The 20,336-nt window shown below is 71.1% G+C and carries 18 protein-coding genes; 17 read left to right on the plus strand and 1 reads right to left on the minus strand.

Features of this window, described 5'->3' with window-relative positions:
* Positions 1 to 28 precede the first annotated feature (28 nt).
* From ACIBUY_RS41780 to ACIBUY_RS41800, 5 genes are all read left to right on the plus strand, one after another.
* The gene (locus ACIBUY_RS41780) at positions 29 to 574 is read left to right on the plus strand and encodes a TIGR00730 family Rossman fold protein (RefSeq protein ID WP_399155476.1); all 546 of its coding nucleotides are present in this window, start codon (positions 29 to 31) and stop codon (positions 572 to 574) included.
* A gap of 7 nt (positions 575 to 581) precedes the next feature.
* Entirely contained in the window at positions 582 to 1,280 is a 699-nt protein-coding gene (locus tag ACIBUY_RS41785; protein WP_365570335.1) for an SDR family oxidoreductase, read from the plus strand.
* Positions 1,281 to 1,338: 58 nt separating this feature from the next.
* A complete protein-coding gene (locus ACIBUY_RS41790; protein WP_399155477.1) occupies positions 1,339 to 2,358 on the plus strand; it encodes a methionine synthase in 1,020 nt (339 codons plus the stop codon).
* Positions 2,359 to 2,390: 32 nt separating this feature from the next.
* Positions 2,391 to 4,625, plus strand: coding sequence for an NAD-dependent DNA ligase LigA (gene ligA, locus ACIBUY_RS41795; protein ID WP_399155478.1), 2,235 nt, complete (start codon positions 2,391 to 2,393; stop codon positions 4,623 to 4,625).
* A gap of 231 nt (positions 4,626 to 4,856) precedes the next feature.
* Complete coding sequence (locus ACIBUY_RS41800) at positions 4,857 to 7,370, plus strand: EAL domain-containing protein (RefSeq protein WP_399155479.1); 2,514 nt, start codon at positions 4,857 to 4,859, stop codon at positions 7,368 to 7,370.
* A gap of 45 nt (positions 7,371 to 7,415) precedes the next feature.
* Here the strand turns inward: ACIBUY_RS41800 and ACIBUY_RS41805 are convergent, their stop codons facing one another.
* Positions 7,416 to 7,997, minus strand: a complete 582-nt coding sequence (locus tag ACIBUY_RS41805; protein WP_399155480.1) for a TetR/AcrR family transcriptional regulator — start codon at positions 7,995 to 7,997, stop codon at positions 7,416 to 7,418.
* Positions 7,998 to 8,094: 97 nt separating this feature from the next.
* Here ACIBUY_RS41805 and ACIBUY_RS41810 point away from each other — a divergent pair, with 97 nt between their 5' ends.
* From ACIBUY_RS41810 to ACIBUY_RS41865, 12 genes are all read left to right on the plus strand, one after another.
* Positions 8,095 to 8,469: a DUF4267 domain-containing protein gene (locus ACIBUY_RS41810; protein WP_399155481.1), complete on the plus strand. Its 375-nt coding sequence runs from the start codon at positions 8,095 to 8,097 to the stop codon at positions 8,467 to 8,469.
* A 75-nt stretch (positions 8,470 to 8,544) separates the two neighbouring features.
* Complete coding sequence (locus tag ACIBUY_RS41815; RefSeq protein WP_399155482.1) at positions 8,545 to 9,036, plus strand: cupin domain-containing protein; 492 nt, start codon at positions 8,545 to 8,547, stop codon at positions 9,034 to 9,036.
* A 152-nt stretch (positions 9,037 to 9,188) separates the two neighbouring features.
* A complete protein-coding gene (gene gatC / locus ACIBUY_RS41820) occupies positions 9,189 to 9,485 on the plus strand; it encodes an Asp-tRNA(Asn)/Glu-tRNA(Gln) amidotransferase subunit GatC (RefSeq protein WP_018531282.1) in 297 nt (98 codons plus the stop codon).
* 6 nt (positions 9,486 to 9,491) lie between these two features.
* Positions 9,492 to 10,994, plus strand: coding sequence for an Asp-tRNA(Asn)/Glu-tRNA(Gln) amidotransferase subunit GatA (gene gatA, locus ACIBUY_RS41825; RefSeq protein ID WP_365570319.1), 1,503 nt, complete (start codon positions 9,492 to 9,494; stop codon positions 10,992 to 10,994).
* On the plus strand, positions 10,991 to 11,230 hold the full coding sequence (locus ACIBUY_RS41830) for a hypothetical protein (RefSeq protein ID WP_399155483.1): 240 nt from the start codon (positions 10,991 to 10,993) through the stop codon (positions 11,228 to 11,230). The genes gatA and ACIBUY_RS41830 overlap by 4 nt, the downstream gene beginning before the upstream one ends.
* Before the next feature lie 18 nt (positions 11,231 to 11,248).
* Positions 11,249 to 12,769, plus strand: coding sequence for an Asp-tRNA(Asn)/Glu-tRNA(Gln) amidotransferase subunit GatB (gene gatB, locus ACIBUY_RS41835; RefSeq protein WP_365570314.1), 1,521 nt, complete (start codon positions 11,249 to 11,251; stop codon positions 12,767 to 12,769).
* A gap of 27 nt (positions 12,770 to 12,796) precedes the next feature.
* Positions 12,797 to 14,104 carry an arsenic transporter gene (locus ACIBUY_RS41840; protein ID WP_399155484.1) on the plus strand — a complete coding sequence of 436 codons (1,308 nt, stop codon included), beginning with the start codon at positions 12,797 to 12,799 and terminating at the stop codon, positions 14,102 to 14,104.
* Positions 14,105 to 14,263: 159 nt separating this feature from the next.
* Complete coding sequence (locus tag ACIBUY_RS41845) at positions 14,264 to 16,291, plus strand: phosphocholine-specific phospholipase C (RefSeq protein WP_399155490.1); 2,028 nt, start codon at positions 14,264 to 14,266, stop codon at positions 16,289 to 16,291.
* A gap of 153 nt (positions 16,292 to 16,444) precedes the next feature.
* The gene (locus ACIBUY_RS41850; protein WP_399155485.1) at positions 16,445 to 18,706 is read left to right on the plus strand and encodes an MMPL family transporter; all 2,262 of its coding nucleotides are present in this window, start codon (positions 16,445 to 16,447) and stop codon (positions 18,704 to 18,706) included.
* Entirely contained in the window at positions 18,684 to 19,253 is a 570-nt protein-coding gene (locus ACIBUY_RS41855; RefSeq protein WP_365570303.1) for a GNAT family protein, read from the plus strand. The genes ACIBUY_RS41850 and ACIBUY_RS41855 overlap by 23 nt, the downstream gene beginning before the upstream one ends.
* Positions 19,254 to 19,288: 35 nt before the next feature.
* Positions 19,289 to 19,882 carry a hypothetical protein gene (locus ACIBUY_RS41860; protein ID WP_399155486.1) on the plus strand — a complete coding sequence of 198 codons (594 nt, stop codon included), beginning with the start codon at positions 19,289 to 19,291 and terminating at the stop codon, positions 19,880 to 19,882.
* Between the two features lie 253 nt (positions 19,883 to 20,135).
* On the plus strand, positions 20,136 to 20,327 hold the full coding sequence (locus ACIBUY_RS41865) for a hypothetical protein (protein ID WP_365570299.1): 192 nt from the start codon (positions 20,136 to 20,138) through the stop codon (positions 20,325 to 20,327).
* Positions 20,328 to 20,336: the final 9 nt, after the last annotated feature.

Below are 20,336 nucleotides of genomic sequence, written 5' to 3' on the forward strand. Positions count from 1 at the left end.
CGGGGCGGTGAGACGTACCGTGGATTCCATGAACATCTGCGTCTTCCTCTCCGCCGCCGACCTCGACGACCGCTACACCCGCCCCGCCCGCGAGTTCGCGGAGCTGCTCGGCAAGGGCGGGCACACGCTCGTGTGGGGCGGTTCGGAGAGCGGGCTCATGAAGGTCGTCGCCGATGGGGTGGCGGAGGCCGGAGGGCGGCTTCTGGGGGTGTCCGTGGAGTTCCTCGCGGCCAAGGCCCGCCCGGTGACCGCGCCGGACGAGATGGTCGTCGCCAAGGACCTCGCCGAGCGCAAGGCCCTCCTTCTTGAGAAGGCCGACGCTGTGGTGGTCATGGTGGGTGGGACCGGGACCCTCGACGAGGCCACCGAGATCCTCGAGCTCAAGAAACACGGCAAGACCGACAAGCCGATCGTGCTGCTCAACTCCGCAGGTTTCTACGACGGGCTCAAGGAGCAGTTCCGCAGGATGGAGAACGAGGGGTTCCTGCCCGTCCCCCTCACCGACCTCGTCTTCTTCGCCGACGAGCCGGTCGGCGCCCTCGCCTACCTGGAGGAGTCGCAGGGCATCGAGTAGTGCGAGCATGGCGGCCATGGCAACTCATGTGATCACCGGCGCCGGTTCCGGAATCGGCGCCGCCGTCGCCCGGCGCCTCCACGCGCGCGGGGACGAAATCTTCCTCCACGCGCGCGATGCGGGGCGGGCGAAAGAGCTCGCCGCCGAGTTCCCCGGGGCGCGGACGCTCGTCGGTGACCTCGCCGACCCCGACAAGCTGTCCTGGGCGTTCTCGCACCAGACGCTGCCGGACCGGATCGACTCGCTGCTGCACATCGCCGGCGTCGTCGACCTGGGACCGGTGGGCGAGCTGACGCCGAAGTCGTGGCGGCAGCAGCTCAACGTCAACCTCGTCGCCCCGGCCGAGCTGACCCGGCACTTCCTGCCCCAACTCCGCGTCGCCCAGGGGCACGTCGTCTTCGTGAACTCCGGTGCGGGGCTCGCCGCCCACGCCGACTGGTCCGCGTACGCCGCCTCCAAGCACGGCCTGAAGGCCCTCGCCGACTCGCTGCGCCACGAGGAGCACGGGAACGGCGTGCGGGTCACCTCCGTGTACCCGGGGCGCACCGCCAGCCCCATGCAGGCCAAGGTGCACCAGCAGGAGGGCAAGGAGTACGACGCGTCGCGCTGGATCGACCCCGAGTCGGTGGCCACGACGATCGTCATGGCTCTCGACCTGCCGCGCGACGCCGAGGTCAACGACCTCACGGTCCGCCCCGGCCGCTGAAGCGTCGGCCGGCCGCCGCGGGCGTCACGTTCCCTTCCTCAGTACGTACTCTTCCTGGGTGAGTGAAAAGAGCGACTTCAGCTGGGGGCCGGCCACAGGCGTCGGTTCGATGCCCGGTGGCGACGCCCGAGAGGCCGCCAAGACCGTCACCGGCTCCTTCGACGGCGGCGACCAGGGCATCCCGTTCCTCGCCGAGCTTCCGGCCCGCGGCCCCGGCGCCGACATGATCGGCCGCACCGCGGGGCTGCTCGTGGACCTGTACGCGCGCGTGGAGCCCAGCGGCTGGCGCCTCGGCGACCGCCCGGGCCGCGACACCAAGCGCGCCAGGTCCTGGCTCGGCGAGGACCTCGACGCGCTCGAGGAGTTCACGCAGGGGTACGAGGGACCGCTCAAGGTGCAGGCCGTCGGCCCGTGGACCCTCGCCGCCGCACTGGAGTTGAGGAACGGGGAGGCGGCGCTCTCCGACCCGGGCGCGTGCCGTGACCTCGCCGGTTCGCTCGCCGAGGGACTGCGCACCCACCTCGCCGACGTGCAGCGGCGTGTGCCGGGCGCCCGGCTCGTCCTGCAGCTCGACGAGCCCTCCCTCATCGCCGTCCTGCGCGGCCAGGTCAAGACCGCCAGCGAGTACCGCACGCACCGCGCCGTCGACCGCCAGCTCGTCGAGTCCACCCTGCGCGACGTCATGGCGGTCCACGGCACAGGGCCCTGCGTCGTGCACTCCTGCGCCCCCGACGTGCCGTTCGCGCTGCTGCGCCGGGCCGGCGCCGACGCGGTCTCGTTCGACTTCTCGCTGCTCACCGAGCGTGACGACGAGACGCTCGGCGAGGCCGTCGAAGGCGGCACCAAGCTGTTCGCCGGTGTCGTGCCGGGAGTGGACGGCCCATTGTCAGACCCTGCCGGTAGCGTCATGGGTGTCAGGACGCTGTGGCGCAGGCTGGGGCTGAATCCGGGTTCGCTCGCGGAGTCGGTCGTGGTCACGCCCTCGTGCGGACTCGCGGGTGCCTCACCCGCGTACGCCCGCGCGGCACTTGCCCACTGCGCCCGGGCGGCAAGATCACTGGCGGACAACCCTGAGTGACCGGGGACGAAGGAATACGGGAGGACGAGACGGTGGCTGCCGCAAGCGCTGGAAACACACCGGAGACCGAGGGGCACACGGGATCCGCCGGCTCCGTGCCCGCCAAGGAGCGGGACGAGCACGCCCAGCTGGCCGAGCAGATCGAGGAACACCGCTTCCGGTACTACGTGAACGATGCGCCGGTCGTCTCCGACGCCGAGTTCGACAAGCTCCTGCGCTCGCTCGAGGCGCTGGAGGAGAAGTATCCGGAGCTGCGCACCCCGGACTCGCCGACGCAGAAGGTCGCGGGGAACTACGAGACGGAGTTCACGTCCGTAGAGCACCGCGAGCGCATGCTCTCCCTCGACAACGCCTTCGACGACCTGGAGTTGGCGGCCTGGGCCGAGCGCGTCCACAAGGACGTCGGTGCCACCGGCCACCACTTCCTGTGCGAGCTGAAGGTCGACGGCCTCGCGGTCAACCTGACGTACGAGAACGGGCGGCTGACGCGCGCGGCCACCCGCGGCGACGGCCGCGTCGGCGAGGACATCACGCCCAACGTCCGCACGATCGCGGAGATCCCCGACCGCCTCAAGGGCGAGCACATCCCGGCCCTCGTCGAGATCCGCGGCGAGGTCTACTTCCCGATGGAGAAGTTCGAGGAGCTCAACGCCCGCCTGGTGGAGGCCGGCGACAAGCCCTTCGCCAACCCGCGCAACGCGGCGGCGGGTTCGCTCCGCCAGAAGGACCCGCGCGTCACCGCGACCCGCCCGCTGCACATGGTCGTCCACGGCATCGGCGCCCGCGAGGGCTTCGACATCGACCGGCTCTCCCAGGCGTACGACCTGCTGCGCGGGTGGGGCCTGCCCACCGCCAAGCACAACAGGGTGGTCGACGACCTCGACGGCGTACGGCAGTTCATCGCGTACTACGGAGAGAACCGCCACTCGGTCGAGCACGAGATCGACGGCGTCGTCGTCAAGCTCGACGAGATCCCGCTGCAGGGCCGCCTCGGCTCCACCGCGCGCGCCCCGCGCTGGGCCATCGCCTGGAAGTTCCCGCCCGAAGAGGTCAACACCAAACTGGTCAACATCCGCGTGGGCGTGGGCCGTACGGGCCGCGTCACCCCGTACGCGCAGGTGGAGCCGGTGACGGTGGCGGGCTCCGAGGTCGAGTTCGCGACGCTGCACAACCAGGAGATCGTCAAGAAGAAGGGGGTGCTCATCGGGGACACCGTCGTCATCCGGAAAGCCGGTGACGTCATTCCCGAGATCCTCGGCCCCGTCGCCGACCTGCGCGACGGCAGCGAGCGCGCGTTCGTGATGCCCGCCGAGTGCCCCGAGTGCGGTACGCCGTTGAAGGCGATGAAGGAGGGCGACATCGACCTCCGCTGCCCCAACGCACGTACGTGCCCTGCCCAGTTGCGCGAGCGCCTGTACTACCTCGGTGGCCGCCAGTGCCTGGACATCGAGAACTTCGGAGCGGTCGCCGCCGCCGCGCTCACCGCGCCGCTCGAGCCCGCCGAGCCGCCGCTCACCGACGAGGGCGACCTGTTCGACCTGACCATCGAGCAGCTGCTGCCCATCAAGGCCTACGTCCTGGATCCGGACAGCGGCCTGCCCAAGCGCGACCCCAAGACCGGTGAGGACAAGGTCGTCACGGTCTTCGCCAACCAGAAGGGCCAGCCGAAGAAGAACGCGGTGGCGATGCTGGAGCACATCGCCGCCGCCAAGGAGCGACCGCTGGCCCGGTTCATCAACGGTCTTTCGATCAGGCACGTGGGACCGGTCGCCGCCGAGGCGCTCGCGCGCGAGTTCCGCTCCATCGACCGCATCGACCAGGCCACCGAGGAGGAGCTCGCCGCGACCGACGGCGTCGGCGGGATCATCGCCGCCTCCGTGAAGCAGTGGTTCGCCGAGGACTGGCACCGGGAGATCCTGCGCAAGTGGCGCGAGGCCGGGGTGCGCATGGAGGAGGAGGGCTCGGGCGAGGACGAGGGGCCCCGGCCGCTCGAAGGCCTCACCGTCGTCGTCACCGGGACGCTGCAGCACCACACGCGAGATGGCGCGAAAGAGGCGCTGCAGAGCAGAGGTGCCAAAGTGACCGGTTCCGTTTCGAAGAAGACGTCTTTCGTGGTCGTCGGGGAGAACCCGGGCTCCAAGTACGACAAGGCCATGCAGGTGAAGGTTCCGGTTCTGGACGAGGACGGCTTCGCCGTGCTTCTCGAGCAGGGCCCCGAAGCGGCCGCCGAAGTGGCACTTCCCGCTGAAGAACCGACCCAGGAGTAGCGGTTGAAGGCCACCCGTTCGGCGCATACCAGATGCATACGGGTGGCCGGGCCGCATTCGGGCAACAGTGGTCGGGCGCGTCCGTCTGGTGCCCGTGGAAGCCTTCTGCGGCCTACTGTTGAGGGTGTGCGTCTGCCGTGTCCTGCTGCGGATGGGGCAAATCCTTCGGCTCTCGGAAGCCGGGGGAGCGGGCAGCGGACGTGAGCACCGCCGGCTGTGAGAGGGACGGGAATGGAACCGACCGAGAGCGCCGCCCCGGACTCACGGCTGCGTCCGCGCCGACGCGCGCGGCGCGCCTCGGCTCACAGCGCGGACGGACACGAAGGACACGACGGGCACGACGGGGGCGACGGCAAAGAGAGCGGTCGCGGGGAGAACGAGTGCGGTGGTGCGGTGAACTGGCGCAATTGGTGGCGCGGGACGGGATCCGGAGTCTTCGGTCTCCGCCGTCCCGGCACGGACAGGAGCGGGACGGCCTTCGACGCCACGGCCGACTCCGGTCCGGGTGCCGGTACCGGTAGCAGCGCCGGCACCCCGAGTTCACCGGCCACGTCGGGTCCGCTGAGTGCGGAGCCCGCGACGCACACCGCGGTGGCCACCGGCGTCGCCGCCACGGGCCTGCCGGGCAGCGGCCACGTCGGCGCGGCCACCCCCGCGCACAACGAGCACACGGCGGCCGCCGACACCTCGAGGGCCGCGACCCTGCCGCTGCTGCCCGGGGCGATCGTCACGCTCGCCGCGGCCGTCCTCGGCGCCGGCTTCTACCGGGCGTTCACCGGCGGCCACGCACTCTTCCCCTCCGACACCGTCGGCTGGTCGCTCGCCGTGCTGACCGGCATCATCGTCGGTCACCTCGTCGCGCTCGGCCGCGACCGCTGGTGGGGCGGCACCGGATCGGGCGCCGCCCTCACGCTCGCCGTGCTCCTCCTGTACGGCTGGGTGCCCGCCGGGATGGTCAGCATCACCGTCGTCGTGCTCGTCGGGGCCGCCCGCCGACACCGCTGGCGCCAGGGCGTCCTGCACGGCGCGATCGACATGCTGGGCATCGCCGCGGGCGCCCTCGTCATGGCCGCGTTCGGCCGCGTACCGACCGTCGAGTCCCCCTGGAAGCCGGAGACCTGGGACCTGTACACGGCCCCCGAGGTCGTCCTCGTCGCGGCCACGTATCTGCTCGTGACCCGCGCCCTGCTCTGGTACGTCCACGCGCCGCGTCCCTCCGGACTGCCCACGGTCGCGCGGACCGCGCTCGCGCGGCAGGGCCTGGTCGGGGTCGCGCTGCTCGGCATCGCGCCGCTGGTCTGCGTCGTGGCGATCGCCCTGCCGGTCCTGCTGCCGCTCTTCGCGATCCCGCTGATCGCGCTCGACTCGACGCTGTGGATCGCGCGGGCCCGCGCCGAGGAGCAGTTGCGCGACCCGCTCACCGGACTGCCCAACCGGCAGTGGCTGTTGGAGCGCACCTGGACCGCGCTCGACGACGCCGAGCGGATCGGGGCGCGCAGCGCGCTGCTCCTGATCGACCTCGACCGGTTCCGTTCGGTCAACGACACACTGGGCCATCTCGCCGGTGACCGGCTCCTGTTGCAGATCGCGGATCGGCTCAGAGCGGCCCTGCCGCGCGGAGCGGAGGCCGCGCGGCTCGGGGGCGACGAGTTCGCCGTGCTGCTGCCGGTCGCCGACTCCACGACGTCCGCGTCAAGGGTGGCCCGCAACCTCGTCGCCGCACTCGGCTCCCCGCTGGATCTGGACGGCCTGACGCTGGTCCTCGAGGCGAGCGCCGGACTCGCCGTCTTCCCCGACCACGCGCTCGACGCGGAGGGCCTGCTGCGCCGCGCCGACGTCGCGATGTACCAGGCCAAGCGGGACCGTACGGGCGTCGAGGTCTACGAGTCGAAGCGGGACTCCAACACCCCTGACCGGCTGGGCCTGTTGGGCGATCTGCGGCGCGCGCTCGATGCCGGGGACGTGGAGCTGCACTACCAGCCGAAGGTGCGGTTCGACGGTCAGGTGGCGGGTCTGGAAGCGCTCGTGCGGTGGGTGCATCCGGAGAGAGGGAAGGTTCCGCCGGACGAGTTCATCGCCATCGCCGAGTCGTCCGGACTGATGCCGCACCTGACCGAGTACGTACTGGAGACGGCGCTGGCCCAGGTGGCGCGCTGGCGGGCGCAGGGCCTGCACGTGCCGGTCGCGGTGAACGTGTCACCGAGGGACGTGCACACGCCCGGGTTCGCCGGAGCGGTCGCGGCGCGGCTCGCGCGGCACGGAGTCCCGGCCGGATCACTGCAGTTGGAGATAACGGAACACGTCCTGCTCGAGGACCCGCAGCGGGCCGCGGACACCCTGGCGGGGCTGACCGGGCACGGCGTGAAGATGTCCCTCGACGACTTCGGGACCGGGTACTCCTCGCTCGTCCACCTGCGGCGACTGCCGGTGAGCGAGCTGAAGATCGACCGGTCGTTCGTCGCGCGGCTCGCCGTGGACAACGAGGACGCGGAGATCGTCCGCTGCACCGTCGACCTGGCGCACTCGCTCGGGCTGCTCGTGGTGGCCGAGGGCGTCGAGGACGACGAGACGTGGGAGCGTCTGCGGGACCTCGGGTGCGACGCGGTGCAGGGGTGGCTCGTCGCCGCCGCGATGCCGCCGGACGAGACCACCGCGTGGTTGCGGGCCCGGGGTTCCCGTGGCTGGCAGCGGACGCCCGCGGCGCTGCCGGCCGCCAAGGGTGACGACCCCCGGCCCCTTCCTTAGAGGGGCCGGTGGAGGGATCCCGGGGGCGGACCGTCGCCTTCCCGGTCAGCGGTGTTGTCCGAACAGGTCGACCACGAGTGCCAGCCGCCGGGCGTGGGCCTTTTCCGGCAGGCGGGCGCTGTGCCTGAGGGTGGCCAGCCCGTGCAGGCATGCCCAGTACATCTCGGTGCGGACGCCGACGTCGTCGCCGTCCGGGGCCAACGGCCGGACCACCGCGCGGAGTTCACCGAAGGCATCGTGCAGCGGCGCCGGCGCCTCGGGTGAGGCGAACGGCAGGTCCACGGCGTGCGTGAACATCGCGTCGTACAGCGCGGGCCGCCGGCGCGCGAAGTCCGTGTACGCCGTGGCGACCGCGCCCAGGGCGGTCCGCGCGCCGTCGGCCCCGGTGCGGGCGGCGCGCAGGGACGTCGCCAACTCCGCACAGCCCTCCACCGCGACCGCCGCCATGATGTGTCCCTTGCCCCTGAAGTGGCTGTAGAGGACCGGCTGGCTGTACTCGACCTCGGCGGCGAGCCTGCGCGTGGTCACCGCGCCCCAGCCCTCCGACTCGGCCAGTTCCATCGCTGCCGTCACGATCAACCGCTCCCGCTCGGCCCGCTCGCGCTCCCGGCGCGCCTGAATGGTCATGCCTTGATTCTAGCAACGCTAGCAAATCTGTCGATGCTCTGATAGCTTCGCTCTTGTTGCTAGCGCTGCTAGAAAATGAAGCCAGGGGAGAGCTGCCATGACCGTCACCGCCTACACCCTCGCCGTCGTGCTCGATCTGTTCGTCGTCTTCATCGGGGCCCGCTTCCTGTTCCGGCCCGAGCCGTCCGCCGCCGGATACGGGGTACCCGCCAAGGCGAACGGCGCCGGTGACCCCGCCTACCTCACGGTCAAGGGGCTGCGGGACCTCACCTTCGGCCTGGTGGGCCTGGCGCTGATCGCGTTCGTGAGTGCGCAGGCCGAGGCGTGGTTCATGCTCGCGGTCGCGGTCGCGCCGCTCGGCGACATGCTGATAGTGCTGCGCCACGGGGGCCCCAAGGCCGTCGCGTACGGCGTCCACTTCGCCACCGCCGTCGCCGTGCTCCTCAGCGCGGGACTACTGTTCGCCGCCTGAGCCCGACCGCCCGACCGTCCGCACGCCCGTAGACCCAGGTCCGTCCGTCCGTACGTCTGTCCCGAGGAGGCCCAAGTGTCGTTCGTCGTCCCGGAGTTCGACTCGTCCGTGCTCGTCCGTGAGACCGACGCCGAGGTGATCGGCCGCGCCCCCACCACGGTGCGGCTGCTCGCCGACAGCAGTACCACCGGCGGCGCCCTGTCCACCCAGCGCGTCACCCTGTCCGACGGCGCGAACGGCGCGACGCCGCACCACCACAACAACAGCGCCGAGATGTTCTACGTGCTCGACGGCGCCGCCGAGTTCCTGGCGGGCGACGAGATCGTCACGGGCGGCAAGGGCGACCTGATCGTGGTGCCGCCGCGCACGGCCCACGCCTTCGCCGCCGTCCCCGGCTCCGACGCCGACCTGCTCATCGTCCTCGCGCCCGGCGTCGAGCGCTTCGAGTACTTCCGGCACCTGCAGCGCATCGCGCTCGGCGAGCTGAGTCCCGAGTCGCTGCTGGAGGTGCAGGAGCGCTACGACAACCACTTCCTGACCAGCACGGCCTGGGACAAGCGGCGCTGAGCAGAGGGGCGGAGCCAGGGCGGGATCGAGGGCCGGACCAGAGGCCGGACCGGAGGCCGGACCGGGGCCCGAACAAACCGTTTACCGGGCACTGCCCTGAGCCCCATAGGATTGGGCCCAAACCACACACACTCCACCCTGAGGATCGCTGCATGCCTGGCATCACGCGCGAGGAGGTCGCCCACCTCGCCCGGCTGGCGCGTCTGGAGCTGAAGCCCGAAGAGCTTGACCACTTCGCCGGCCAGCTCGACGACATCATCGGCGCGGTCGCCCGCGTCAGCGAGGTCGCCGACCAAGACGTACCGCCGACCTCCCACCCGCTGCCGCTGACGAACGTCATGCGCGCGGACGAGGTCCGTCCGTCGCTCACCCCCGAGCAGGCGCTCTCCGGCGCCCCGGCCCAGGAGCAGCAGCGTTTCAAGGTGCCGCAGATCCTGGGGGAGGACTAAGAAGTCATGACGGACCACAGCAACATCATCAAGCTCACCGCCGCCGAGATCGCCGCGAAGATCGCTTCCGGCGAGCTGACGGCCGTCGAGGTCACCGAGGCCCACCTGGCCCGGATCGAGGCCGTCGACGAGAAGGTGCACGCCTTCCTGCACGTCGACCGCGAGGGCGCCCTCAAGCAGGCCGCCGCCGTGGACGCCAAGCGCGCCGCGGGCGAGAAGCTCGGCCCGCTGGCCGGCGTCCCGCTCGCGCTGAAGGACATCTTCACCACCGAGGGCATCCCGACCACGGTCGGCTCGAAGATCCTCGAAGGCTGGATCCCGCCGTACGACGCGACGCTGGTCAAGAACCTGAAGGCCGCCGACGTCGTCATCCTCGGCAAGACCAACATGGACGAGTTCGCCATGGGGTCCAGCACCGAGAACAGCGCGTACGGACCCACCGGCAACCCGTGGGACCTCACCCGCATCCCCGGCGGATCGGGCGGTGGCTCCAGCGCCGCCCTCGCCGCCTACCAGGCCCCGCTCGCCATCGGCACGGACACCGGCGGCTCGATCCGCCAGCCCGCCGCCGTCACCGGCACGGTCGGCGTCAAGCCCACCTACGGCGGCGTCTCCCGCTACGGCATGGTCGCCTTCAGCTCCAGCCTCGACCAGGGCGGGCCCTGCGCCCGCACGGTCCTGGACGCGGCGCTGCTCCACGAGGCCATCGCCGGGCACGACCCGCTCGACTCCACGTCCATCGACGCCCCGGTCCCGCCGGTCGTCGAGGCCGCGCGCAACGGCTCGGTCCAGGGCATGCGCGTCGGCGTCGTCAAGCAGTTCCGCGGCGAGGGCTACCAGGCCGGTGTCGTGCAGCGCTTCGACGAGTCGGTCGAGCTGCTCAAGTCGCTGGGCGCCGAGATCGTCGAGCTGGACTGCCCGACGTTCGACCTGGCGCTGTCCGCGTACTACCTGATCGCGCCGTCCGAGTGCTCCTCGAACCTCGCCCGGTTCGACGCCATGCGCTACGGCCTGCGGGTCGGCGACGACGGCACGCACTCCGCCGAGGAGGTCACCGCACTCACCCGCGAGGCCGGCTTCGGTGACGAGGTCAAGCGCCGCATCATCCTGGGCACGTACGCGCTGAGCTCCGGCTACTACGACGCGTACTACGGCAGTGCCCAGAAGGTCCGTACGCTCATCACGCGCGAGTTCGAGGCCGCCTTCGAGAGCGTGGACGTCATCGTCTCGCCGACGACGCCGACCACCGCCTTCCCGATCGGCGAGCGTGCCGACGACCCGATGGCGATGTACCTCGCGGACCTGTGCACCATCCCGACCAACCTGGCCGGCAACGCCGCCATGTCGCTGCCCTGCGGCCTGGCTCCCGAGGACGGCCTGCCGGTCGGCCTGCAGATCATCGCCCCCGCCATGAAGGACGACCGCCTGTACAAGGTGGGCGCGGCCGTCGAGGCCGCCTTCGTGGAAAAGTGGGGCCACCCGCTGCTCGAGGAGGCTCCGTCGCTGTGAGTGCAATCGGTAAGGCCAAGGGGTTCAAGAAGTCCAAGTCCGGCACGTACCTGTCGATCGGGACGACCGCTTTCGGCGCGCTCAGCGTCATGAAGCAGGCGAAGAAGGCGCGCACCGAGCACGACACGCTGCGCCTCGTCGACGCCGTCGTCTCCGCCGCCGCCATCGCCACCGGCATCGCCCTGCTGCTGCGGGAGCTCAAGCGCCTGGGCGACGACGACGTTCTGCTGGGCTGAGAGGGAAGTTCAGAAATCGTGACTGCCACGACCACTCCCGAGCTGCTGTCGTACGAGGACGCACTCGCGTCGTACGACCCGGTCATGGGCCTCGAGGTCCATGTCGAGCTCGGCACCAAGACGAAGATGTTCTGCGGCTGCTCCACCGAGCTGAAGCAGGACGCCAACAGCCAGACCTGCCCGACCTGTCTCGGTCTGCCCGGCGCACTGCCGGTCGTGAACGAGATCGGCGTCGAGTCGGCCATCAAGATCGGCCTCGCGCTGCACTGCGAGATCGCCGAGTGGTGCCGTTTTGCCCGGAAGAACTACTTCTATCCGGACATGCCGAAGAACTTCCAGACCTCCCAGTACGACGAGCCCATCGCCTTCAACGGCTACCTCGACGTACAGCTGGAGGACGGCGAGGTCTTCCGCGTGGAGATCGAGCGCGCCCACATGGAGGAGGACACCGGCAAGTCGACGCACGTCGGCGGTGCCACCGGCCGCATCCAGGGCGCCTCGCACTCGCTGCTCGACTACAACCGGGCCGGCATCCCGCTCATCGAGATCGTCACCAAGCCCATCGAGGGCGCGGGCGAGCGGGCCCCCGAGGTCGCCAAGGCGTACGTCGCCGAGCTGCGCGAGGTCATCAAGGCGCTGGACGTCTCCGAGGCCCGCATGGACAAGGGCCAGATGCGCTGCGACGTGAACCTGTCGCTGCGGCCCAACGGCACCGAGAAGTTCGGTACGCGGAGCGAGACCAAGAACGTCAACTCGCTTCGCTCTGTCGAGCGTGCGGCGCGTTTCGAGATCCAGCGGCACGCCGCGGTGCTGTCCTCCGGCGGCACGATCGTGCAGGAGACCCGTCACTTCCACGAGGAGGACGGCTCCACCACGTCGGGGCGCATCAAGGACAACGCCGAGGACTACCGGTACTTCCCGGAGCCCGACCTGGTGCCCGTCGCCCCGGCCCGCGAGTGGGTCGAGGCGCTGCGCTCCGAGCTCCCGGAGCTGCCGCTCGCGCAGCGCAACCGGCTGATCGAGGAGTGGGCGATCTCCGCCCACGACATGCAGTCGATCCGCAACGCCGGGGCCATCGGCCCGATCGTCGCGACGATCAACGCCGGTGCCGACTCGACGTCCGCCCGCAAGTGGTGGATGGGCGAGCTGGCGCGCAACGCCAACGAGCAGGGCGTCGAGCTGGGCGAACTGCCCATCACGCCCGAGCAGGTGGCGCGCGTCTCCGAGCTGGTCTCGAAGGGCGACCTGAACGACAAGCTGGCCCGTCAGGTCATCGACGGCGTGCTGAAGGGCGAGGGCACGCCCGACGAGGTCGTCGAGAAGCGCGGCCTGAAGGTCGTCTCGGACGAGGGCGCGCTGACCGCCGCCGTCGACGAGGCCATCGCGGGCAACGCCGGGATCGTCGCCAAGATCCAGTCCGGCAAGGTCGCGGCCGCCGGCGCCCTCGTGGGCGCCGTCATGAAGGCGACCCGGGGTCAGGCCGACGCGGCCCGCGTCAAGGAGCTGATCCTGGAGAAGCTGGGCGTCAGCGAAGGCTGAGCCTGTGGTGTTCCGGAGGGGCTGGTCATGACCAGCCCCTCCGGCGTGGGAGGAGCGGGTCCGGGGCACAGCCCCGTGGAACGGAGCGGCACACTGAGTACGACCCTGGCGATCAGCCTCCTGCTGGCCACCCTCGCCTTCGCCGTCCTGCGTCCCCGCAACTGGCCGGAGGCCGTGGCCGCCGTCCCCGCCGCGGTCATCGCCGTGGCCACCGGCCTGGTCACCGTCGATCACGCCTGGTCCGAGACCAAGGACCTGCTCCCCGTCGTCGGATTCCTCGCGGCGATCCTGCTGCTGGCTCAACTCTGCGCCGACGAAGGCCTGTTCAAGGCCGCGGGGGATGCCGTCGCGCGGGCCTGTCACGGCAGTCCGAAGCGCATGCTCGGCGGGGTCTTCGCGGTCGCCGCCGTCATCACCGCCGTACTGAGCCTGGACGCCACCGTCGTCCTGCTCACCCCGGTCGTCTTCGCCACCGCGGCCCGGATCGGCGCCCGGCCGCGCCCGCACGTCTACGCGAGCGCCCATCTCGCCAACTCGGCGTCGCTGCTGCTGCCCGTCTCCAACCTCACGAACCTGCTGGCGTTCACCGCGAGCGGGCTGACGTTCAGCCGGTTCGCGGGGCTGATGGCGCTGCCGTGGCTGGTCGCGATCGGGGTCGAGTACGCGGTGTTCCGGCGGTACTTCGCCGATGACCTGAACGCGCCGGCGCACGAGCCCGACCCCCAGGAGCCCACCGGCGTCCCGGTGTTCACGCTGACGGTGCTCGCGCTCACCCTGGTCGGGTTCGTCGTCACGTCCTTCGCCGGGCTCGAGCCGCTGTGGGCGGCGCTCGCGGGGGCCGTCGTGCTCGGGGCCAGGGCGCTGACCCGGCGGCACAGCACCCCCGGCGAACTGCTGAAGGCGGCCAACCTGCCCTTCTGCCTCTTCGTCCTCGCCCTCGGCGTCGTCGTCAAGGCCGTCGTCGACAACGGGCTCGGCGACGGGATCGCCCGGGTGCTGCCCGACGGTTCCTCGCTGCCGGCGCTGCTCGTGATCACCGCCGTCGCGGCGCTGCTCGCGAACCTGATCAACAACCTGCCCGCGATCCTCGCCCTGCTGCCCGTCGTCGGACCCGCGGGCCCCGGCCCGGTGCTCGCCGCGCTGATCGGCGTCAACCTCGGCCCGAACCTCACCTACGTAGGCTCGCTCGCGACCCTGTTGTGGCGGCGGATCGTGCACGCGCACGGGACGGAGCCCGAACTGGGGGACTTCACGCGGCTCGGCCTGCTCACCGTGCCCGCCACGCTGGCCGCGTCCACCGTGGCGCTGTGGGCGTCCCTCGCCGTGCTCGGCTAGCCGCGGGTTTACGTTTCGGCCGGTTCTGGTACTTCCCAGGGACACCTTGCCTGGCTAGCGTCCCGCCGAACCGTCCCACGGGTCGATCGCAGACCATTACGCACGGAGGTCCCCGTGTCGCCGTCCCCGTTCCCGCCGGAGCTGTCCCGCAGACGCGTCATGGCCATCGGCGGGGGTGCCCTCGGCGTCGCCTCCGCCGCGTCCTTCCTGCCGCCGTCGCTGCAACTGGCCCTCGCCGAGCAGCACGAACCCCCGTCGGGCGGGCTCGACGCGATCGAGCACGTGGTGATCCTGATGCAGGAGAACCGGTCCTTCGACCACTACTTCGGCGCCCTGCGCGGGGTGCGCGGCTTCGGTGACCGCAACGCGATCCGACTCCCCAGCGGGAAGAGCGTGTTCGAGCAGCGGGGCCTGCTCCGCTCCGTCCTGCCGTTCCCCGTGCGCGCGGCCGCCGCGGCACAGAAGAAGGACCTGCAGTACGTCGGCGCCCTCGACCACTCCTGGTCCGGCGGCGCCAAGGCCGCGCACGGCGGCTGGCACGACGGGTGGATCACCGCGAAGACCGCGGCGACGATGGCGTACTACACGCGCGAGGACATCCCGCTGCACTACGAACTCGCCGACACCTTCACCGTCTGCGACGCCTACCACTCCTCCATCCACTCCTCGACCAGCCCCAACCGCAACCACCTGTGGAGCGGGAAGACCGGCTACGAGGCGAACGGCAACCGCGCCGTCGGCAACGACGCGTACGACGAGGCGACGCATCCCGGCTACGACTGGGGGACGTACGCCGAGCGCCTGGAGAAGGCGGGCGTGAGCTGGCGGACGTACACCGAGTGGGAGAACTTCACCGACAACCAGATCGAGTTCTTCACCACCTTCAAGGCGATTGCGCGCAAGGTCCTGGCCGGGACCGGGTTCACGTACATGGAGGCCTTCTACGCGAAGGTGCGCGCCGCCGTGAACGAGAGCGAGCGGGACGCCCTGTTCGCCACCCTGGACAAGGGCGTCGCCACGCTCACCGGGAGCGAGCGGTCGCTGTTCGAGCGGGCGCTGCGGCGCGTGCCCACCGGGAAGCTCGCCGAGGCCTTCGCCGAGGACGTGGCGGGCGGAAAGCTGCCGCGCGTCTCCTACCTCGTGCCGTCCGCCGTCGACTCCGAGCACCCGTCCGTCTCGTCGCCGATCCACAGCGCGACCATCGTCTACAAGGTGCTCGACGCGCTCGCCCGCCACCCCGAGGTGTGGAAGAAGACCGCCGTCCTCATCAACTACGACGAGAACGACGGCTTCTTCGACCACGTGCCGCCGCCCGTGCCGGGCCCGGACGTGGCCGAGGAGCACTGGCAGGGGCTGCCCACCGGGCTCGGCGTGCGCGTGCCGATGCTCGTCGTCTCGCCGTGGACCGTCGGCGGGTACGTCTGCTCCGAGGTCTTCGACCACACCTCCGTCATCCGGTTCCTCGAGCAGTGGACCGGGGTCCGCGAACCCAACATCAGCGCCTGGCGCCGCCAGGTCACGGGCGACCTCACCGGCGCCTTCGACTTCCGGCACGGGCACCGGCAGCCCGAGGTCGAACAGCCGGGTCCCGTCCCGGAGTTCACCGGGCGCTGGGCCCCGCGGCCGCCCCTGAAGCAGTCGATGCCCGAGCAGGAGAGCGGCACCCGTCCGGCCCGCGCCCTGCCGTACCAGCCGGACGCCCACGCGCGCGTGCACGAGGACACCCTCACCCTGGACCTCGTCAACACCGGCCGCCGCAGCACGCACTTCGCGCTGTATCCGTACGCCGGCGAGTTCGCGGCGCCGCGCCACTTCGACGTCGTACGGGAGGCGGCCGTGCCCGTGCCCGTGCGCAAGGGCGCGTACGACTTCGTGGTGACCGGGCCCAACGGCTTCCGGCGCGAGCTGCGCGGACGTACCGACAGCGGGGCGGACGTCACGACGAGCGTGGACGCACGCGCGCGTGCCCTGCGGATCCGGCTGCGTGCGACGGGCGGGGCGGCCCGGACGTTCACCGTGGACGGGCGGACCGTCCAGGTCCGGGCGGGGCGGACGGTGACCGTGGTGCACGAGACGCGGGAGACGCACGGCTGGTACGACGTCACGATCACGGCCGACGGCCCGGGCGACTTCCACCGGCGGCTCATGGGACACATCGAGAACGGGCGGGCGAGCGTATCGGGTTGAGCCGATGCCCATGTGAGTAACCACACGAAAGCGACAAAGGATCACTTCTGGCTGTAAGAGTGGCTGGCCACTGCTCAAGTGTTCTTTGCGGGCTATTCGCTGATAAACGACTGCTCCCGATAAAGATCCATGAATCACCCAGGGAGCACGTCCGTGGCCGCACTCGCACGGTGGTGTGTCAGGCACCGGCTCGTCGTCGTTCTGTTCTGGCTGCTCGCGCTCGGCGGTACGAGCGCGGCAGCCGCCGTCGCGGGCTCCGCGTACTCGAACGACTACGAGGCACCCGGCACCGAGTCGGGCCGCGCCGCCCAGCTCCTGAACCAGGAGTTCTCCGGGCTCGGCGGCGACAGCGACACCGTCGTCTGGCACATCGACGGCTCCACCGTGCGCGCCGCCGACGTCGAGACGGCGATGAGCAACACGCTCGCCGAGATCGGGAAGCTGCCCGGCGTCTCCTCGGTCGTCTCCCCGTACGCGACCCAGGGCGCGGGCCAGATCAGCGCCGACGGGCACACCGCGTACGCCACCGTCACCTTCGAGCAGCAGGCCGACGACATCCCGAAGAGCCAGGCGCAGGCCGTCGTCGACACGGCGAAGGCGGCCGAGCGCGACGGCCCCGACGGGCTGCAGGTCGAGCTCGGCGGCAGCGCCGTCGCGCTCACCGAGTCGGCGTCGGCACACCTGTCCGAGGTCATCGGCGTGGTCGTCGCGGCCGTCGTGCTCTTCCTCGCCTTCGGGTCCCTGGCCGCCGCCGCGCTGCCCATCGCCACCGCGCTCGTCAGCGTCGGCACGGCGTACGCGGGCATCGTCCTCCTCGGGCACGCCATGACCGTCGCGGACTTCGCGCCGATGCTCGGCATGCTCGTCGGTCTCGGCGTCGGCATCGACTACGCGCTGTTCATCGTGACCCGGCACCGGCGCGGCCTGAAGCGGGGCCTGCCGGTGGCGGTCGCCGCCGAGCGGGCCGTGGCCACCACCGGGCGCGCCGTCGTCTTCGCGGGCGCCACCGTGTGCATCGCCCTGCTCGGCATGCTCATCCTGCGGCTCAGCTTCCTCAACGGCGTCGCGATCGCCGCGTCCGTGACCGTGCTGCTCACCGTCGCCGCCTCGGTGACGCTGCTGCCCGCCCTGCTGTCCCTCATCGGGACGCGGGCCCTGTCGCGGCGCGAGCGGCGCCGGCTCGACCGGCACGGGCCCGAACCGGAGGTACCGACCGGGCTCGCCGCACGCTGGGCCGCGTTCGTCGAGCGCCATCCCAAGCTGCTCGGCGGCATCGCCCTCGCGGTCGTCACCGTCCTCGCGCTGCCCACCCTGTTCCTGCACCTGGGCACCTCCGACCAGGGCAACAACGCGAAGTCGACCACGACCCGGCAGGCGTACGACCTGCTGGCCGACGGTTTCGGGCCCGGTGTGAACGGGCCGCTGACCCTCGTCAGCGAGGTCGACGGCGCCCAGGACAAGCGGGCGCTCACCCAGCTCGTCAGCGAGCTGCGCGCCACCGACGGCGTCGCCTCCGTCTCCCCGATCACGTACAACGGCGACGACAGCGCCGCCTACCTGACCATCGTTCCGACCTCCGCGCCGCAGTCCGAGCGGACCAGCGAGCTCGTCGACCGGCTGCGCACCGACGTGGTGCCGGACGCCGAGCAGGGCAGCTCGCTCGCCGTCCAGGTCGGCGGCGTCACCGCCAGCTACGACGACTTCGCCGAGGTCATCATCGGCAAGCTGCCGCTGTTCGTGGGCGTCGTGGTCGGGCTCGGCTGTCTGCTCCTGCTGCTCGCGTTCCGCTCGATCGGCATACCGCTGAAGGCCGCCGCGATGAACGTCGCGGCCGTCGGCGCCGCCTTCGGAGTCGTCGTCGCGATCTTCCAGTGGGGCTGGGGGAGCGAGCTCCTCGACCTCGGAAGGTCGGGCCCGATCGAACCCTTCCTCCCGGTGATCATGGTCTCGGTGCTCTTCGGGCTCTCCATGGACTACCAGGTGTTCCTGGTCAGCCGGATGTACGAGGAGTGGCTGGAGACCGGCGACAACCGGCGGGCCGTGCGGGTCGGCCTCGCCGAGACCAGCCGCGTGATCAACTCGGCCGCGGTGATCATGATCTCGGTCTTCCTGGCCTTCGTGCTCAGCGGGGACCGGGTGATCGCGATGTTCGGCATCGCCCTCGCGGTGGCCGTCGCCGTCGACGCCTTCATCCTGCGTACGCTCCTGGTCCCCGCCCTGATGCACCTGCTCGGCGGCGCCAACTGGTGGCTGCCCAAGTGGCTCGACCGCCGGCTGCCCCGGCTCAGCATCGAGCCGCCGGAATGCCGTGCGGCCGCCGCGGGTGCGAGGATTCCCGTGCAGCGCGACGCGACCGGCGACGCGCTGGACGACGTGCTGGTGAAGGAGCCCGATGTACGCGATATCCCTGGGTGACGACGGTGCCGAGCTGCGCCCGCTCGAGCCCTGGCACGCCGAGGACTTCCTGGCGAACCTGGACCGGGGACGGGAGTTCATCGGGCGGTTCATCCCGTTCGGTTCCCAGGTCACGGATGTCGCGTCCGCGCGCGAGACGCTGCAGCGGTACGCCGACATGCGGGCCGCGGACACCGCCGCCTACCACGGCATCTGGCTCGACGGGAAGCTCGTCGGCGGCGTCCTCACGCTGAACTTCGACGCCACGGGCGGCAACGCCGAGGTCGGCTGCTGGCTCGAACCGGCCGCCGCCGGGCGCGGCCTGGTCAACCGGGCCATGCGCGTACTGATCGACTGGGCCGTCGAGGAGCGCGGCATCCACCGGATCGAATGGGTCGCCGCGGCCGGCAACGTGCCGAGCCTGAACGCTGCCCGGCGCCTCGGCTTCACCCGCGACGGCGTGCGCCGCCAGGCCCACCTGTGGGCCGGTGTCCGCCACGACCTGGAGGTCTGGTCCGTGCTCGCGCCCGAGTGGCGCACGGCACGCGACGCACACAAGGAACGTTAAGGGACCTCTCAGACTCCGTCCGTACGGTGCGCAGCATGACTACGAAGACTGACGAGCAGCGCGAGGCCGAGCTCCAGGGGGAGACGGCCGAGAACACCGAGAACGCCGAGATCACCGGGGACGCCGGGGACGCCGAGAACCTCGACCACACGGAGGACGCCGAGGACGAGGCCGCCGAGGCCGCTGCCGAGGCCGAACTCGAGGCCCTCGCCAAGGAGAACGCCGAGTCCCGCCCGTCCGGCGTCGGCCAGGGCGCCGCCGCCATCGTGTCCGTGGCCCTCGCCGTCGTGGCGTTCAGCGGCAGCTGGCTCGGCACGGTCGCCTCGGCCCGTGAGTCCCTCATCGGCCAGCTCAACACGTCGCAGAGCGCGAGCGTCGGCAAGCAGGTCTCCGAGGTCTACGGCGACGCCTGGCACGCCGCCGCCCTCGTCGGCGGGATCTTCTCCCTGGTCGCCCTCATCGTCGGTGCGTTCGTCCTGGTCAAGCCCGCGTTCGGCGTGCCCGGCAAGCCGAACGCGATCTGGATCAAGTCGACGGCGTGGGCCGGTGTCACGCTCGGCGTCCTCGGACTGCTGCTCGCCGTGGCCAAGTACTCGGACCTGATCCTGGGGCTGCCCAAGTCCGGCTGAGGCCGGCTGAGGCAGGCTAAGGCCGGCTAAGACTCGGAGAAACCGCAGGTCGATGGCGTTTCCGGGGGTGCCTTAGACGGATGCCCGGGGTACTGGGCACTCGTCTAAGGCACCCCCGGTCCCGGGTAAGGCATCCCCGTCCCCGAACATGCGGCACTCTCCCGATGTGGCGCACCCCCCTGGGAGACGAAAGTTGAGTCATCGCGGAGAACAGACCGCGAGAAACACAACCGATCGTCACCAGGGAGACGAGATGTTCGAGTACGAGATCCACCAGGTCCGCTCCGCCCAGCTCATCCAGGAGGCCGACGACTACCGACTGGCCCGCTCCGCCCGCGCCGCGGCCAAGGCGGCCCGCCGCGCCGGCCGCTCGGGCGGCCAGGGCGCCGAGGGGCGGGTGAGTACCAACGGTCTTCGCCGGCACCGCGCCGCGCACACCGCATGAGCACGGTGC

The organism is Streptomyces sp. NPDC050085 (assembly GCF_044460595.1).
Taxonomy (GTDB): Bacteria; Actinomycetota; Actinomycetes; order Streptomycetales; family Streptomycetaceae; genus Streptomyces.